19 protein-coding genes are annotated in these 15,535 nt (G+C 74.1%); 16 read left to right on the forward strand and 3 right to left on the reverse strand.

The features are described 5' to 3' along the window. The first annotated feature begins 4 nt into the window (after window positions 1-4). Genes L1857_RS15635 through L1857_RS15670 form a run of 8 tightly spaced genes read left to right on the forward strand, consistent with a single transcriptional unit; the run spans window position 5 to window position 8,950 of the window. Window positions 5-1,633, forward strand: a complete 1,629-nt coding sequence (locus L1857_RS15635; protein WP_249465435.1) for a carbamoyltransferase family protein — start codon at window positions 5-7, stop codon at window positions 1,631-1,633. Further along, window positions 1,630-3,120: an HAD-IIIA family hydrolase gene (locus L1857_RS15640; protein ID WP_249465437.1), complete on the forward strand. Its 1,491-nt coding sequence runs from the start codon at window positions 1,630-1,632 to the stop codon at window positions 3,118-3,120. The genes L1857_RS15635 and L1857_RS15640 overlap by 4 nt, the downstream gene beginning before the upstream one ends. Then, window positions 3,117-4,130 carry a glycosyltransferase family 9 protein gene (locus L1857_RS15645; RefSeq protein WP_198958251.1) on the forward strand — a complete coding sequence of 338 codons (1,014 nt, stop codon included), beginning with the start codon at window positions 3,117-3,119 and terminating at the stop codon, window positions 4,128-4,130. The genes L1857_RS15640 and L1857_RS15645 overlap by 4 nt, the downstream gene beginning before the upstream one ends. Next, window positions 4,127-4,690 carry a D-sedoheptulose-7-phosphate isomerase gene (locus tag L1857_RS15650; RefSeq protein WP_162830732.1) on the forward strand — a complete coding sequence of 188 codons (564 nt, stop codon included), beginning with the start codon at window positions 4,127-4,129 and terminating at the stop codon, window positions 4,688-4,690. Before L1857_RS15645 ends, L1857_RS15650 begins: the two co-directional genes overlap by 4 nt. Continuing rightward, entirely contained in the window at window positions 4,687-6,048 is a 1,362-nt protein-coding gene (gene rfaE2, locus L1857_RS15655) for a D-glycero-beta-D-manno-heptose 1-phosphate adenylyltransferase (protein WP_094005974.1), read from the forward strand. Before L1857_RS15650 ends, rfaE2 begins: the two co-directional genes overlap by 4 nt. 10 nt (window positions 6,049-6,058) lie before the next feature. Beyond that, window positions 6,059-6,748 (forward strand): SDR family oxidoreductase, encoded by a 690-nt coding sequence (locus L1857_RS15660; protein WP_116114877.1) that lies wholly within the window; start codon window positions 6,059-6,061, stop codon window positions 6,746-6,748. Further along, window positions 6,745-7,689, forward strand: coding sequence for a glycosyltransferase family 9 protein (locus L1857_RS15665; RefSeq protein WP_116114875.1), 945 nt, complete (start codon window positions 6,745-6,747; stop codon window positions 7,687-7,689). Before L1857_RS15660 ends, L1857_RS15665 begins: the two co-directional genes overlap by 4 nt. Window position 7,690: 1 nt before the next feature. Beyond that, entirely contained in the window at window positions 7,691-8,950 is a 1,260-nt protein-coding gene (locus tag L1857_RS15670; protein WP_094005977.1) for a UDP-glucose dehydrogenase family protein, read from the forward strand. Window position 8,951: 1 nt separating this feature from the next. Here the strand turns inward: L1857_RS15670 and L1857_RS15675 are convergent, their stop codons facing one another. Then, the gene (locus tag L1857_RS15675; RefSeq protein WP_116114873.1) at window positions 8,952-9,326 is read right to left on the reverse strand and encodes an STAS domain-containing protein; all 375 of its coding nucleotides are present in this window, start codon (window positions 9,324-9,326) and stop codon (window positions 8,952-8,954) included. A 318-nt stretch (window positions 9,327-9,644) separates the two neighbouring features. Further along, a complete protein-coding gene (locus L1857_RS15680) occupies window positions 9,645-10,010 on the reverse strand; it encodes an ATP-binding protein (protein ID WP_094005979.1) in 366 nt (121 codons plus the stop codon). Window positions 10,011-10,116: 106 nt separating this feature from the next. On the opposite strand from L1857_RS15680, the gene L1857_RS15685 reads away from it, so the two are divergent. The 8 genes from L1857_RS15685 (at window position 10,117) to L1857_RS15720 (ending at window position 14,904) form a co-directional block, all read left to right on the forward strand. Then, a complete protein-coding gene (locus L1857_RS15685) occupies window positions 10,117-10,674 on the forward strand; it encodes a nucleotidyltransferase family protein (protein WP_094005980.1) in 558 nt (185 codons plus the stop codon). A 124-nt stretch (window positions 10,675-10,798) separates the two neighbouring features. Then, entirely contained in the window at window positions 10,799-10,981 is a 183-nt protein-coding gene (locus tag L1857_RS15690) for a BON domain-containing protein (protein WP_346731872.1), read from the forward strand. Continuing rightward, window positions 10,978-11,694, forward strand: a complete 717-nt coding sequence (locus L1857_RS15695; RefSeq protein ID WP_094005982.1) for a metallophosphoesterase family protein — start codon at window positions 10,978-10,980, stop codon at window positions 11,692-11,694. The genes L1857_RS15690 and L1857_RS15695 overlap by 4 nt, the downstream gene beginning before the upstream one ends. A gap of 58 nt (window positions 11,695-11,752) precedes the next feature. Then, the gene (ctaD, locus tag L1857_RS15700; protein WP_094005983.1) at window positions 11,753-13,534 is read left to right on the forward strand and encodes an aa3-type cytochrome oxidase subunit I; all 1,782 of its coding nucleotides are present in this window, start codon (window positions 11,753-11,755) and stop codon (window positions 13,532-13,534) included. Between the two features lie 53 nt (window positions 13,535-13,587). Beyond that, the gene (locus L1857_RS15705; protein WP_094005984.1) at window positions 13,588-14,007 is read left to right on the forward strand and encodes a phage holin family protein; all 420 of its coding nucleotides are present in this window, start codon (window positions 13,588-13,590) and stop codon (window positions 14,005-14,007) included. Beyond that, a complete protein-coding gene (locus L1857_RS15710) occupies window positions 14,004-14,222 on the forward strand; it encodes a DUF3618 domain-containing protein (RefSeq protein WP_094005985.1) in 219 nt (72 codons plus the stop codon). Before L1857_RS15705 ends, L1857_RS15710 begins: the two co-directional genes overlap by 4 nt. A gap of 5 nt (window positions 14,223-14,227) precedes the next feature. After that, window positions 14,228-14,569 carry a DUF3140 domain-containing protein gene (locus L1857_RS15715; protein WP_094005986.1) on the forward strand — a complete coding sequence of 114 codons (342 nt, stop codon included), beginning with the start codon at window positions 14,228-14,230 and terminating at the stop codon, window positions 14,567-14,569. Then, on the forward strand, window positions 14,569-14,904 hold the full coding sequence (locus L1857_RS15720) for a hypothetical protein (protein ID WP_249467548.1): 336 nt from the start codon (window positions 14,569-14,571) through the stop codon (window positions 14,902-14,904). Before L1857_RS15715 ends, L1857_RS15720 begins: the two co-directional genes overlap by 1 nt. Here L1857_RS15720 and L1857_RS15725 read toward each other — a convergent pair. After that, window positions 14,895-15,524: a pyridoxamine 5'-phosphate oxidase family protein gene (locus L1857_RS15725; RefSeq protein ID WP_249465440.1), complete on the reverse strand. Its 630-nt coding sequence runs from the start codon at window positions 15,522-15,524 to the stop codon at window positions 14,895-14,897. The two genes, L1857_RS15720 and L1857_RS15725, sit on opposite strands and share 10 nt — an antisense overlap. Between the last annotated feature and the right edge of the window lie 11 nt (window positions 15,525-15,535).

Here is a 15,535-nt window from a genome sequence, read left to right on the forward strand (position 1 = left end):
GAGCTTGCGGGTCCTCGGGATCAACGCGGTGTTCCACGATCCGGCCGCCGCCCTCGTGGTGGACGGCCGGGTGGTCGCCGCCGCCGAGGAAGAGCGGTTCAGCCGCCGCAAACACGGCAAACGCCCGGTTCCCTTCTCCACCTGGGAACTCCCCGAGCAGGCGGCCCGCTGGTGCCTGGCGCAGGCCGGGATCGAACCCCGCGACCTGGACGCGGTGGGCTATTCCTACGACCCCGATCTGGTCGACCACGACCTCGACGGCGTCGACCCGGGCTGGGAGGAGCTGCGCACCACGTTCGCGCGGCGCGCCCCGAACTTCCTGAAGACGGCACTGCCCGGCCTGAACCCGGGCAAGGTGCGGTTCGTCCGCCACCACGTCGCGCACGCCGCGTCCAGTGGCCTGGCCGCTCCGTTCGGTGACGCCGCCGTGCTGGTCGCGGACGGGCGCGGTGAGGCGACCTCCTACCTGGCCGGGGAGTACCGCGACGGCAAGCTGGTCGAGCTGGCCGCGCAGCGGCTCCCGCACTCGCTCGGGCTGCGCTACGAGGACCTCACCGAGCACCTCGGGTTCGCGCGCTCCAGCGACGAGTACAAGGTGATGGCCCTGGCCTCGTACGGGAAACCGCGGTTCGCCGACGCGCTGCGCGCGGAGATCGCCGCGCTCGGTGACGGCGGTTTCCGCGCCGCGCCGGTGGATCTGTCCCGGTTCGCGCCCCGCCGCGAGCCCGGCGCGGACTTCCGGCCCGCGCACGCCGACCTCGCCGCGAGCATGCAGCAGCGGATCGAGGAGGTCCTGCTCGACCTCGCCCGGTGGCTGCACCTGCAGACCGGGCAACGGAACCTGACGATGGCCGGCGGCATCGCCCTCAACTGCGTGGCCAACACCCGGCTGCTCGCCGAGGGCCCGTTCGACGACATCTGGGTGCAACCGGCCGCCGGGGACGCGGGCACCGCGCTCGGCGCCGCCCTGCACCTGGCCGCGGAACTGGGCGAACCCGCCGCGCCGATGCCGGGCGCCGACCTCGGCCGCGGGTTCACCGACGCCGAGATCCAGCACGCGCTCGACGTCGCCCGGCTGCCCTACGAACGGCCGGACGACCTCGCGGCCACCGTGGCGCAGGCGCTCGCCGACGACGAGGTCGTGGCGTGGTTCCAGGGCCGCGCCGAGTTCGGCCCGCGCGCGCTGGGCCACCGCTCGCTGCTCGCGCACCCCGGCCACCAGCGCAACCTGGAACGCCTCAACGACGTCAAGGGCCGCGAGCAGTTCCGCCCCGTCGCGCCGATGGTGCTCGCCGACCGCGCGCGGGAGCTGTTCGAACGCGGCCCGGTGCCCAGTCCCTACATGCTGTTCGTGCACGACGTCCGTCCGGAGTGGAGGGACCGCATCCCGGCCGTGACGCACGTGGACGGCACGGCGCGGATCCAGACGGTGGACCCGGCCACCGAGCCGCTGGTCGCGCGCATGCTCGGCGAATTCGCCGCCCGCACCGGGATTCCCGTCGTGGTCAACACGAGCCTGAACACCGCGGGCCGCCCGATGGTCGACTCGCCGCGTGACGCGCTGGAGTGCTTCGGATCGAGCCCGGTCGACCTGCTGGCGATCGGCCCGTTCGTGGTGCGGAGGCCGGCATGACCGCCTACACCGTGGTTGTCCCGACGACCGGCCGGGACAGCCTCCGGGCCCTGCTGTCCGCGCTGGACCACGGGATCGGGCCGGCCCCGGCCGAGGTCGTCCTCGTCGACGACCGCCCCGAACCGGGCGAGCTGCCGCTGCCCGACACGACCCTGAAGGTGCGCGTGCTGCGCTCGGGCGGCCGGGGCCCGGCCGCGGCGCGCAACGTGGGCTGGCGCGCGGCGGACACCGAGTGGATCGCCTTCCTCGACGACGACGTGCGCCCGACCGCCGACTGGCCGTCCCGCCTGGTGACCGACCTGGAGTCGCTGGCCTCCGACGTGGCGGCCTCGCAGGGCCGGATCATCGTGCCCGGCCCGACCGGCGGCCGCCGGCCCACCGACGAGGAACGCGACACGGCCGGGCTCGCCACCGCGGAGTGGATCACCGCGGACATGGCCTACCGGCGCGCGGTCCTCGCCGCCGTCGGCGGGTTCGACGAGCGGTTCCCGCGGGCCTTCCGCGAGGACGCCGACCTCGCGCTGCGCGTGCGGCAGGCCGGGTGGCGGCTGGAGCGCGGCACGCGCCGGACGTTGCACCCGGCGCGCCGCGGCGGGTTCTTCGCCAGCCTGCGCGCCCAGCGCGGCAACGCCGACAACGCCCTGATGCGCCGCAAGTTCGGTCCACAGTGGAGGGAGTTGTGCGCGGCCGGGCCGGGCCGTCTGGGCCGTCACGCGCTCACCACCCTCAGCGGCGCGGCCGCGCTCGCGTTCGCCGCCGCCCGCCGGCCCACCCCCGCCGCCTTCGCCGGTATCGCCTGGCTCGGCCTCACCGCCGAGTTCGCGCTCCGCCGCATCCTGCCCGGGCCGAAAACTCCGGAGGAACTGGCGAAGATGGCGGTCACGAGCGTGCTGATCCCGCCCGCCGCGCTGGGCCACCGGCTCGCCGGGGAGGTGCGCGTCCGCCGCCCGCGCCCGGCGGCCAGGGCGATCCTGTTCGACCGCGACGACACCCTCATCCACGACGAGCCCTACAACAACGACCCGGAGCTGGTCCGCCCCGTGCCCGGAGCCGAGGACGTGCTGCGCCGCCTGCGCGCCGCCGGTGTCCCGGTCGGGGTGGTCAGCAACCAGTCCGGCGTGGCCCGCGGGCTGATCACGCCGGCGGAGCTGGCCGCGGTCAACGCGCGGGTCGAGGAGCTGCTCGGGCCGTTCGGCACCTGGCAGGTGTGCGTGCACGCCGACGGCGACGGCTGCTGCTGCCGCAAGCCGAAGCCGGGCCTGGTGACCCGTGCCGCGCTGGCGCTCGGGGTGCGTCCCGAGGACTGCGTGCTGATCGGGGACATCGGCGCCGACATCGAGGCCGCGCGCGCCGCGGGCGCGCGCGGTGTCCTCGTGCCGACTCCCCGCACGCGGGCCGCGGAGATCGAAGCCGCGCGGCGGGACGCGCTGGTGGCGGGTGACCTGGCCGAGGCGGTCGGGCTGGCGATGGGGGACCGGGCGTGGTGAGGTCACGGGTTCTGGTGGCGCGGCTGGACAACGCGGGTGACGTCCTGCTGTCCGGGCCGCTGGTGCGCGCCGTCGCCGCGCGGGCGGAGTCGGTCACGTTCCTGGCCGGGCCGCACGGGCGGGCGGCCGCCGAGCTGCTGCCCGGCGTCGACGAGGTCGTCGAGTGGTGCGCGCCGTGGATCGACCCGCAGCCGCCCGCGGTGACCCCCGCCCACCTGGCCGAGCTGCGCGCGCACATCCGCGCGGCGCAACCGGACGCGGCCCTGATCGTGACGTCGTTCCACCAGTCGCCGCTGCCGCTCGCCCTGATCCTGCGGGAGTGCGGGGTGCCGTGGATCGGCGCGATCTGCGAGGACTACCCGGGCTCGCTGCTGGACCTGCGGCACCGCGTCGAGGGCGACCCGCCGGAGGCCGAACGCGCCCTGTCGCTGGCGCGCGCCGCCGGGTTCGAGCTGCCGCCCGGCGACGACGGGCGCCTGGCCGTGCGCGAGCCGCTGCCGGACGTCTCCGGCCTGGTCGGCGAACCCGGCTACGTCGTGGTGCACCCGGCCGCGTCGGTGCCCGCCCGCCAGTACCCCGCCGAGCACAACGCGGAGGTCGTCCGGCTGCTCGCCGAATCCGGATACCGGGTCGTCGTCACCGGCGGCCCGGCCGAACGCGACCTGACCGCCCGGGTCGCCGGTGACCACGGCCTGGACCTGGCGGGCAAGACCGATCTGCACGGCCTCGCCGCCGTGCTCGCCGGGGCGCGCGTGACCGTCGCCCCCAACACCGGGCCGGCGCACCTCGCCGCGGCCGTCGGCACCCCCGTCGTGTCGCTGTTCGCGCCCGTGGTGCCGGCCGCGCGGTGGGCGCCCTACGGGGTGCCGCTCGTCCTGCTCGGCGATCAGGACGCGCCCTGCCGTGACACCCGGGCCCGGAGCTGTCCGGTGCCCGGGCACCCGTGCCTGGACCGGGTTCCGCCCGAGGAGGTCCTGCGGGCCGTGGAGAAACTAGGAGGTGCAGCGTGATCGAAGAGCGGTTCGCGGCGTTGGCCGCGACCATGCGGGATCTGACCGCGCTGGCACCGAGGATCGAGGCGTGGGGTCGTCACCTCGCCGAGGTGCTCGGGGCCGGTGGACGGCTGCTCGCCTGCGGCAACGGCGGCAGCGCCGCCGAGGCCCAGCACCTGACCGGCGAGCTGGTCGGCCGGTTCGTCAGCGACCGGCAGCCGCTGTCCGCGATCGCCCTGCACGCCGACACCTCGGCGGCCACCGCGATCGTCAACGACTACGGCGACCACGAGGTGTTCGCCCGCCAGGTCCGCGCGCACGGCCGCCCCGGTGACGTGCTGGTGGCGCTGTCCACCAGCGGCCGCAGCCAGAACGTGTGCGCGGCGGCGAAGACCGCGCACGAGCTGGGCCTGACCACGTGGGCGCTGACCGGGCCGGGCCCGAACGCGCTGGCGTCGGTCAGCGACGACGCGGTGATGATCGACGCCCCGAGCACCGGCACGGTGCAGGAGGCGCACCTCGCGGTGATCCACGGCCTGTGCGCGGCGCTGGACGAGGCGCTGGGAGTGCCCTCGTGAGCGGCCCCCTGGTGGTGGTCGGCGACACGCTGCTCGACATCGACGTCGACGGCAACGCGGACCGGCTGTGCCCCGAGGCGCCCGTCCCGGTGGTCGACGTCGGACGTGAATGGCACCGGCCCGGCGGCGCGGGCCTGGCCGCGCGCCTGGCCGCCCGGTCCGCGGCCGACGTCGTGCTGGTCACCGCGCTCGGCGGGGACGAGGGCGGGGCGCGGCTGGCCCGGCTGCTGGCCGGCGAGGTCGAGCTGTGCGCGCTGCCGCTGGAGGGTGAGACCGTCCGCAAGACCCGCATCCGCGCGGCCGGGCAGTCGGTCGTGCGGCTGGACCACGGCGACGGCCGGGCCGCGCACGAGCCGCTGGACGCGCGCACGGTGTCCGTGCTGCGCGGCGCGTCCGCGATCCTCGTCGCCGACTACGGGCGCGGCGTCGCGAGCCACCCGCAGATCCGGCAGCTGCTGGCCGAGACGGACGCGCCGGTGGTGTGGGACCCGCACCCGCGCGGCGGCCCGCCGGTGCCCGGCGCCGCCCTGGTCACGCCCAACGACAGCGAGGCCGCCAAGTTCACCGGCGAGCCCGGCACCCCGGAGGAGCTGGCCGCGCGGCTGCGCGTGGAGTGGGCGGCCGAGGCGGTCGCGGTGACCGTCGGCTCGCGGGGCGCCGTCCTCGCCGACGGCACCGGCACGCGCGCGGTCCCGGTGCCCCACGCGGCACGCGTCCCCGCCAGCGTCCGGCCGGACACCTGCGGCGCGGGCGACCGGTTCGCCAGCGCCGTCGCCGCGGCCCTGCACGACGGTGCCGCGCTGCCCGACGCGGTCGCCGCGGCGGTCGAGTCGGCGGCCCGGTTCGTCGCCGCCGGCGCGGCCACCGCCCTGTCCGAGCCCGCCGAGCCGATCCGCCCGCCCGAGGGCCTGTCCGGCTTCGAGCTGGCCGAGCGGGTGCGGCGCCGCGGCGGGCGGGTCGTCGCGACCGGCGGCTGCTTCGACATCCTGCACCCCGGGCACGTGACCCTGCTGCGGCGCGCCCGCGAGCTGGGCGACGTGCTCATCGTGTGCGTGAACTCCGACGAGTCGGTGCGCCGGCTGAAGGGACCGGGCCGCCCGGTCGTGACCGCCGCCGACCGGGTGCGCGTGCTCAGCGCGCTGGAGTCCGTCGACGCCGTGGTGGTGTTCGAGGAGTCCTCCCCGGTCGAGGTGCTGCGCACGCTGCGGCCGGACGTGTGGGTCAAGGGCGGCGACTACGCGGGCGCCGACCTGCCCGAGGCGGAGGTGATCCGCGAGGGCGGCGGCAAGGTCGTGCTCGTGCCGACCGTCGAGGGCTACTCCACCACGCGGCTCATCGAGACCGTGTCCAACGGATAGAAAGGCAGAGATGGCTGCATCGCCAGGCAAGGTACTGATCACCGGGGGCGCGTCCGGGCTGGGCGCGGCGACCGTCAAGGCGGTCGCCGACGCCGGCGGGACCCCGCTGGTGCTCGACCGCAAACCCCCGGCCGCCGGCGTGCCCTACGTGCCCGTCGACCTCACCGACACCGCCGAGACCGAACGCGCCGTCGCCGAGCTGGCCGAGCAGGCCGGCGGGCTGGACGCGGTGTTCACCGCCGCGGGCATCGACTTCCCCGGCAAGCTGACCGACTTGTCCACATCGGACTGGGAGCGCGTGGTTCAGGTCAACCTCTTCGGCACCGCCGCCGTGGTCCGGGCCGCGCTGCCGTACCTGGAGCGCTCGCACGGCAAGGTCGTCACCGTCGCGTCCACGCTGGGCATCAAGGCGGTCAGCGACGCCACCGCCTACTGCGCCTCGAAGTGGGGTGTCGTCGGGTTCACCCGGGCACTGGCCGCGGAGACCGCGGGCCGGATCGGCGTCACCATGCTGGTGCCGGGCGGCATGCACACCGCCTTCTTCGACGCGCGCGACGAGCAGTACAAGCCGCCCGCCGACGCGAAGCTGAACAACCCGGAGAACGTCGCGCGGACGGTGCTGTTCGCGCTGTCCCAGCCGGCCGGGTGCGAGGTGCGGGAACTGGTCGTGGCGCACTCGGAGGAGGGCTCCTGGCCGTGACCGGCGACGTCCTGGTGCTGCGGGCGCTCGGGGTCGGTGACCTCCTGGTCACCGTCCCGGCGCTGCGTGGCCTGCGGGCCGCGTTCCCGGACGCGCGGATCACCCTGGCCGCGCCCGCGGCACTGGACGAGCTGGCCGCGCTCACCGGCGCGGTCGACCGCGTGCTGCCCACTCCCGGCCTGGGCGCGCTGCGGTGGACCGGCGCGCCGCCCGCCGTGGCGGTCAACCTGCACGGCAGCGGCCCGGAGAGCGTGACGGACCTGCTGGGCACGCGGCCGGGGCGGCTGCTGTCGCACCGGCACCCGGACTTCCCGGACCTGGACGGCCCGGAGTGGCGCGAGGACCAGCACGAGGTGCTGCGCTGGTGCCGGATGCTCGCCTGCCACGGCATCGCGGCCGACCGGCACGACCTCGCGCTGGCCCGGCCGGACGTGCCCAGCCCGGCGGGAGACGCGATCGTCGTGCACCCCGGGGCGGCGTTCGGGTCCCGGCGCTGGCCGCCCGGACGCTTCGCCGAGGTGGCCCGCGAGTTCGCCCGCGCCGGGTCCCGGGTCGTGGTGACCGGTAGCGCCGCGGAACGGGACCTCGCGGGACGGGTCGCGGCCGCGGCCGGGCTGGGCGAGGACGCCGTGCTGGCCGGCCGCACGAGCCTGACCGAGCTGGCCGCGCTCGTGTCCGGGGCACGGCTGGTGATCAGCGGCGACACCGGCGTCGCCCACCTCGCCACCGCCTACCGCACCCCGTCGGTGCTGCTGTTCGGCCCGACCCCGCCGTGGCGGTGGGGGCCGCCGCCGGGCACCGGAGACCGGCACGTCGTGCTGTGGGCGGGGGAGGCCGGCGATCCGTTCGCGGACGCCCCGGCTCCCGGGCTGCTGCGGATCACCGTCGACGAGGTCGTCGCCGCGGGCCGGTCGGCGCTGCGGCCGGTGGTGGGGGCCTGACGTGGCGGCGGTCGGGGTCGCCGGGGCCGGCTACGTCGGCCTGACCACCGCCGCCTGCCTCGCCGCGCTGGGCCACGACGTGGTGTGCACCGAGGTCGACGAGTCCAAGGTGGCGCGGCTGTCCCGGGGCGAGGTCGAGCTGGGCGAGCCGGAGCTGGCCCCGCTGGTGCGCGACGGGCTGGCCGCCGGGCGGCTGCGGTTCACCGCGGACGTGAGCGCACTGGACGGGCGGGAGTTCGTGTTCGCCTGCGTGCCCACGCCGACCGGTCCGGACGGCAGCGCCGATCTCAGCGCCGTCGAAGCCGTGCTCGCGGCGTTGCGCCCGGCGCCGCACACCGTGCTGGTGGTCAAGTCGACCGTGCCGGTGGGCACCTGCGCCCGCATCGCCGGGACCGCCGGGATCGCCGTGGTGAGCAACCCGGAGTTCCTGCGCGAGGGCCACGCGGTGCACGACTTCCGGCACCCGGACCGGATCGTGCTCGGTGGTGACCCGCCGGTGGTGGAGCGGGTCGCCACGCTGTACGCGGGGCTGGACGCGCCGGTGGTGCGCACCGGCCACGCGAGCGCCGAGCTGGGCAAGTACGCGAGCAACGCGTTCCTGGCGCTGAAGCTGTCCTACGTGAACCTGCTGGCGCGGCTGTGCGAGCGCACCGGCGCCGACATCGACGCCGTCACCCGGACGATGAGCCTGGACGAGCGGATCGGGCCGCACTTCCTGCACCCCGGCCCCGGCTGGGGCGGATCGTGCCTGCCGAAGGACACCCGCGCGCTGGTGGCCTCGGCCGCCGCGGCGGGGGTGGACCTGACGGTGCTGCGCTCGGCGATCGAGGCGAACGACCGGCAGTACGACCACGTGGTCGCGCGGGTGCGGGAGGCCGCGGGCGGGCGCCTGGCGGGAGTGCGGATCGGGGTGTTCGGGCTGGCGTTCAAGGCGGGCACCTCCGACCTGCGGGACTCACCGGCACTGGCCGTCGCCGGCCGCCTGGCGGATGCGGGCGCGGTGCTGACCGGCTACGACCCCGGCGTCGGCGGCGGTGACCAGGCCGGGCCCGTCCAGCGGGTGGACGACCCGGTGCTGGCCGCCAAGGGCGCCCGGGTGCTGGTGGTGCTGACGGAGTGGCCCGAGTTCACCCGCCTCGACTGGAGCCAACTGGCCGCCGTCGCCGAGGGCGACGTCGTGGTCGACACACGCGGCGTGCTGGACCCCGCGGCACTGCGCGGCAGCGGGTTGCGCTGCGTGCGCCTCGGGCACCCGGCCTGAGTCAGCCGGCCACCTGAGCGGCTTCCGCGAGGTGGCGGGCCGCCACGGTGACGCTCGGGTACAGGGGCAGCTGCTCGTGCAGGCCGGTGACCTCCAGCGGGCGGATGACCACCCGGTGGCTGCCCGCCAGCGCCCACCGCACGTTGCGCTCGGCGGCGGCGTCGTCGGTGTCGACCAGGGCCTGCAGGCCCGCCGAGCCGAGGAAGGTGATCGCCTCGAGGTCCAGGATGAAGGTCCGGCCGTCGTCGAGGCAGCGGGTCAGCAAGTCGCGCAGCGCGGGTGCGGCGACGAGGTCGAGTTCACCGGTGAGACGGGCCAGCCGGATGCCGTCGGCGCGGTCGGTGACATCGATGCGGAGTTCGTGAGCTTCGGACACGGGTGGTCTCCCCGGGTTGTGGTGAGCACAGCGGGGACGGTCACACACGCGTCCAAGATCCGAAAAGTCGCACCATTCGAAAGCTCGAGGCCGGGTGTGTCCGTTCCCGGCACGGCTGGTCACTCAACCGCTCGTCACCGACGGTACGGACCGGCTACTGCCGTTGGCAACCCGGGTCATCCGGTTAGCGACGATCGTGCCGGGTATCCGGTCCCGGTCGGCGCGGCACGGCTTCCGTTCGCGGTGGCCGCCCGGGCCGGTCGTGGTGGGTGCACCGGCGGTGCGGGACAGCGGTGGTCCCGCACCGCCGGCCGCCGCTCACCGCACGGTCGCCCACACCGTCTTGCCGCCGGAGGGCTCCCGGCGGCAGCCCCACTGCTCCGACGTCTGCGCCACCAGCAGCAGCCCCAGCCCCGGCGGGCGACCGCTTTCCCGGATGACCGGCTGGCGCGGGTCCTCATCGGTGACCTCGACCGTCAGCCCGTCCCGGTGCAGCTCCAGGCAGAGCCGGGGCGCCGCGCCCGTGTGCCGCAGCGTGTTCTCCACCAGCTCCGTGACGATCACGGCCGCGTCCGGCGCCAGCCCGGGCACCCGCCACTTCGCGCACATCTCGGTGGTGAACCGGCGTGCCCGCCGCGCCGCGTCCAGTGTCCGCGGCAGCCTGAGCTCGGTACTGCGGCGCATCGCCCCGATCGCTCCCAACGTCGGCGAACGGAACGGGAGATACCCGGCGGCCCGGGCGCGAAACGCCCGCCGTTTGCCCCGGTGGGGCCCGGGTACCCGGCGGGGCATGGACGAGCAGTCGTTGCTGCGCACGCTGACCAAGGTGGTCACCACGCTCACGGCTCGGGACATCCCGTTCACGGTGGCCGGCGGCTGCGCGGTCTACGCCAGGGGCGGTCCGCCGTCCGACCACGACGTGGACGTGTTCCTCAAGGAGGAGGACGTGCCCGCGGCCAGGGCCGCCCTGGTCGCCGAGGGCATGCGGCCGGAGGACCCGCCGGAGGACTGGCTGAGCAAGGTCTGGGACGGCGACGTGCTGGTCGACCTGATCTTCCGGCCCAACTACCGCGCGGTCACCGACGAGACGCTGAGCCGCTCCGACGTGATGCGCGTCGGCCCGACCATGGCGCCGGTCCTGGGCGGCACCGACATCATGATCGACAAGCTGCTCGTCCTCGACGCGCACCGCTGCGATTTCGCCCCGCTCCTGCACATCGCCCGCGACCTGCGGGAGCAGGTGGACTGGGAGCGCGTGGCGAAGGAGACCGGCGAGTCCCCGTACGCGCAGGCGTTCCTGACGCTGCTGGACTCGCTGGACGTCGTCGAGGTCGAAGGAACCCCGTGATGACCCCGAGCACGAGACACACGAGCACGAGACACCCCAGCACGAGACACCCCAGCACGAGACACCCCAGTACCGCGCGGCCCATCTGCGCCGCGCGCTGGCCGAGGACCCCCGGACGGCCGAGATGGGCGTCCGGGTCAACGTCCGCGGCGACGACGACGTGCACCTGTCCGGGGAGGTGACCTGCGAGGAGCGGCGCACCGAGCTGGAGACCGTGCTGCACGAGGTCGCGCCCGGGGTGCGGGTGCACAACGACGTGCGGGTGGCCGACACCCGCGAACCGGCCCGGAGGGAGGACCTGCGGTGATCCGCGTGGCGGCGGTCGGGGACGTGCACCTCGGCGAGGACGCGCGGGGCCTGCTGCGCCCCGCCTTGGAGCACCTGGCCGACCTGGCCGACGTGCTGCTGCTGGCCGGCGACCTGACCCGGCACGGCGCGCTGGAGGAGGCCGAGGTCGTCGCCGACGAGTTCAGCGGCCTGGACCGGCCGGTGGTGGCCGTGCTGGGCAACCACGACTACCACAGCGACCGGCAGGACGACATCACCAAGCTGCTGGAAGACCGAGGCATCCGGGTGCTGGAGGGCGCCTCGGCGCGGCTGGAGGTCGGCGGGCAGACCCTCGGCGTGGCCGGCGTGAAGGGCTTCGGCGGCGGGTTCGCCGGCAAGTGCGCCAGCGCGTTCGGCGAGCGGGAGATGAAGGCGTTCGTCGAGCACAGCATCGAACGGTCGGAGGCGCTGCGCGCCGCGATGATGGAGCTCGACGACGTCGACCACCGCATCGCGCTGACCCACTATTCACCCATTCCGGAGACCCTGCGCGGGGAGCCGCCGGAGATCTACCCGTTCCTCGGGTCCTACCAGCTCGGTGAGGTGATCGACGAATGCGGCGCCGACCTGGCGATCCACGGCCATGCGCACTTCGGCTGCGAACAGGGGGTGACGCCGGGCGGGGTGCGGGTGCGCAACGTCGCCCAGCCGGTCATCCGCAGCGCGTATGCCACTTATGGGCTCGGGGCTTGATTCACCGGTGTGATCGGGAGCACCCTGGGTTCGTCCACTCGGCACCCGGGGAGGGCGCATGACGGAGCTGAAGGCACGCCCCATCGTCCTGGGCAACCGGTACGAGCTGCCGGCCAGGCACCGCAAGGGCAGCCTGCTCGTGAAGATGGCGAAGACGACCGATCACAAGCTGATCGGGCTGATGTACCTGTACACGTCGCTGGCCTTCTTCGTCATCGGCGGCGCGCTCGCGCTGCTCATGCGCGGCGAGCTGGCGCAGCCGGGGATGCAGTTCCTCTCGCAAGAGCAGTACAACCAGCTGTTCACCATGCACGGCACGATCATGCTGCTGCTCTACGCGACGCCGAACGTGTTCGCCTTCGCCAACCTGATCCTGCCGCTGCAGATCGGCTCGCCGGACGTGGCGTTCCCGCGGCTGAACGCCTTCTCCTACTGGCTGTTCCTGTTCGGCGGCACGATCGTGTTGTCCTCGTTCCTCACCCCGGGCGGCGCCGCGGACTTCGGCTGGACCGCCTACACGCCGCTGTCGGACGCGGCCCACTCGCCGGGCATCGGCGGGAACCTGTGGATCACCGGCCTCATCGTGTCCGGTCTGGGCACGATCCTCGGCGGGGTCAACATGCTCACCACGATCGTGTGCCTGCGGTGCCCGGGCATGACGATGTGGCGGATGCCGATCTTCACCTGGAACATCCTGTTCACCAGCGTGCTCGTGCTGGCGGTGTTCCCGATCCTGACCGCGGCGCTGTTCGGGCTGCTGGCCGACCGGCTGATCGGGGCGCACGTGTTCGACCCGGCCACCGGCGGGCCGATCCTGTGGCAGCACCTGTTCTGGTTCTTCGGCCATCCCGAGGTCTACATCATCGCGCTGCCCTACTTCGGGATCATCACCGAGATCATCCCGGTGTTCAGCCGGAAACCGCTGTTCGGCTACCGGCTGATGGTGTTCGCGACGATGGGCATCACCGCGCTGTCGTTCGCGGTGTGGGCGCACCACATGTTCGCCACCGGCGCGGTGCTGCTGCCGTTCTTCTCGTTCATGACGTTCCTCATCGCGGTGCCGACCGGGATCAAGTTCTTCAACTGGATCGGCACCATGTGGAAGGGGCGGCTCACCTTCGAGACCCCCATGCTGTGGTCGGTGGGGTTCCTGGTGACGTTCCTGCTCGGCGGGCTGACCGGCATCATCCTGGCCTCGCCGCCGCTGGACTTCCACATCACCGACAGCTACTTCGTGGTGGCGCACTTCCACTACGTGCTGTTCGGCACGATCGTGTTCGCGACCTTCGCCGGGGTGTACTTCTGGTACCCGAAGATGACCGGGCGGATGCTCGACGAGCGGCTCGGCAAGCTGCACTTCTGGACCACGTTCGTCGGGTTCCACACGACGTTCCTGGTGCAGCACTGGCTCGGTGACGAGGGCATGCCGCGCCGCTACGCCGACTACCTGGAAAGCGACGGGTTCACCGTCCTGAACACGATCTCCACGATCGGGGCGTTCATCCTGGGCGCGTCGATGCTGCCGTTCATCTACAACGTGGTGCGCAGCTACCGGTTCGGCGATCCGGTCGAAGTGGACGATCCGTGGGGCTACGGCAACTCGCTGGAGTGGGCCACCACGTGCCCGCCGCCGCGGCACAACTTCCTGGAGCTGCCGCGGATCCGGTCCGAGCGGCCGGCGTTCGAGCTGCACTACCCGCACCTGGTGGAGCGGCTGCACGACGAAGGGCACATCACGCTCACCGGCCGGACCATCCCGCATTCGGAGGCGACGAAGACGCCGTCGGAGAAGGCCACCGAGGAGATCACCGAGGGCGGCTCGCCCACCGCGCACGATTAGCGCTCTCCGCCCGGGGGTAGCCGGACTACGAGCTACCCCAAGGGAGGCGAGGCATGACTGAGAGCACGGGCCGCGGGTCCACCGCGGTCGACGACCGGTCGATCGGGCAGCTCGTCCAGGACATGTCGCAGCAGGTCCAGCGGCTGGTCCGGGACGAGATGCGGCTGGCGGCCGAGGAGCTGCGGCAGAAGGGCAAGCGCGCCGGCACGGGCGCGGGCCTGGCCGGCGCGGCCGGGGTCCTCGCGGTGTTCGGGGCGGCGACGCTGATCGCCGCCGCGGTGCTGGGGCTGGCCCTGGTGGTGCCGGCGTGGGCCGCGGCGCTGATCATCGGCGGTGCGCTGCTGGTGATCGGCGGCCTGGCCGGGCTGATCGGCAAGAAGCAGCTGTCGGCGGCGGTGCCGCCGGTGCCGCAGGAGGCGGTGTCCGGGGTGCCCAAGGACGTGGCGGCCGTGCGGGAGGGGCTGCGCCGATGACGACGAAGAAGGACACCTTCCCGCACGACGCCGAGCAGGCGCGGCTGGATCTGGAGCTGACCCGCCAGGAGCTGGGCGAGACCGCCGAGGCCCTGGCCGGGAAGGTCAAGGAGACCGCGCACACGACCCAGCGGATCGCGCTCGGCGCCGGTGCCGGGTTCGGGATCCTGGTGCTGGTGTTCGTGATCGTGCGAAGGCTGACCGCCCGGAGGTGACACGAATGGCGACGCGGTCGCATGTGGACGAAGCACTGTGGGACGAGTTCCACCGCGTGGTGAACATGACCTCGCGTGAGCTGGGGGACTGGCTGCGGGTCCGCTCGGCCGGGACGGAGAGCGAGGAGCTGCCGGACCAGGCGGGCACGAAGACCGGGCAGCACGTCCTGGAGATCCTCGGCAAGCGCCGGACGGACCTCACCGAGGACGACGAGCGCGTCATGCGCAAGGTGGTGGAGAAGGTGCACGCCGAACGGCGGGACGACCTCGAGCCGACGGCCGGCCAGGAGAACTGGCGCCACCGCCTGATGACGATCGGGCACGACCCGCTGAAAGGGGCCGGCTGATGGAACGCGGCAGTGAGAAGCACAGCCCCCGCGAGGACGACGCGCTGAAGGCCGAACTGCGCGGCACGTTGCAGGGCAACCGCTCCAGCCGCGCCGAGGAGTGGCGCGACCCGGAGCCCCCGGCGGACGACGACCCGGACGTCCCCTGGCCGGCGGCCGCCCCGAGGGTCAGTAAGGGAAGCGAGCGGCCCGTGGTGCCGACCGAGAGGGGGCACCACGGGCCGTCACGCGCCCGGGGCCGCACGACGGCGACCTCTGCACCGCGGGTGCCGGGCACTCCGCCCGCAGTAGCGATCCGGGCGAACCCGGCGCCGGAGCCACCCGCTCAGGCGTAGAGCTTCTTCTCGTACTCCTGGCCGTAATAGCGCTCCAGCTCCGCCAGCGACGCGTCCTTCCGCTCCAGCGTCTTGGCGATCACCGCGCGCGGCGCCATCTCCCCGGGCGCCCACGTCTCCGCCTGCCACAGCTTCGACCGCAGGAACGCCTTCGAGCAGTGGTGGAACACCTCTTCGATCTCCACCAGGATCGCCAGCCGCGGCCGGTGGCCCCGCACGACCATGTCGTCGAAGAACGGCGCATCCCGCACCAGCCGGGCGCGGCCGTTGATCCGCAGCGTGTCCCCGCGGCCCGGGATGAAGTAGAGCAGCCCGACGTGCGGGTTGGCGAGGATGTTGCGGAACCCGTCGGCCCGCCGGTTGCCCGGCCGCTCCGGCACGGCGATCGTCCGGTCGTCGAGCACCAGCGTGAACCCGGCGGGGTCGCCCTTGGGGGAGACGTCGCAGCGGCCGTCCGCGCCGGCCGTGGCGATCAGGCAGAACGGCGACAGCGCCAGCCACTGCCGGTCCAGTTCGTGCAGCGCGTCCCGCTGCTTGTGCACCGCCTGCGGCAGCGGGTGCCCGATCAGCTCACGCAGCTCGTCCTCGTCCGACACCTCGGTCACCCCGGTGAGATCCATGCCCGCAGGCT

Origin of the sequence: Amycolatopsis thermalba, assembly GCF_023376025.1 — a bacterium.
Classification (GTDB): Bacteria; Actinomycetota; Actinomycetes; order Mycobacteriales; family Pseudonocardiaceae; genus Amycolatopsis_E; species Amycolatopsis_E thermalba.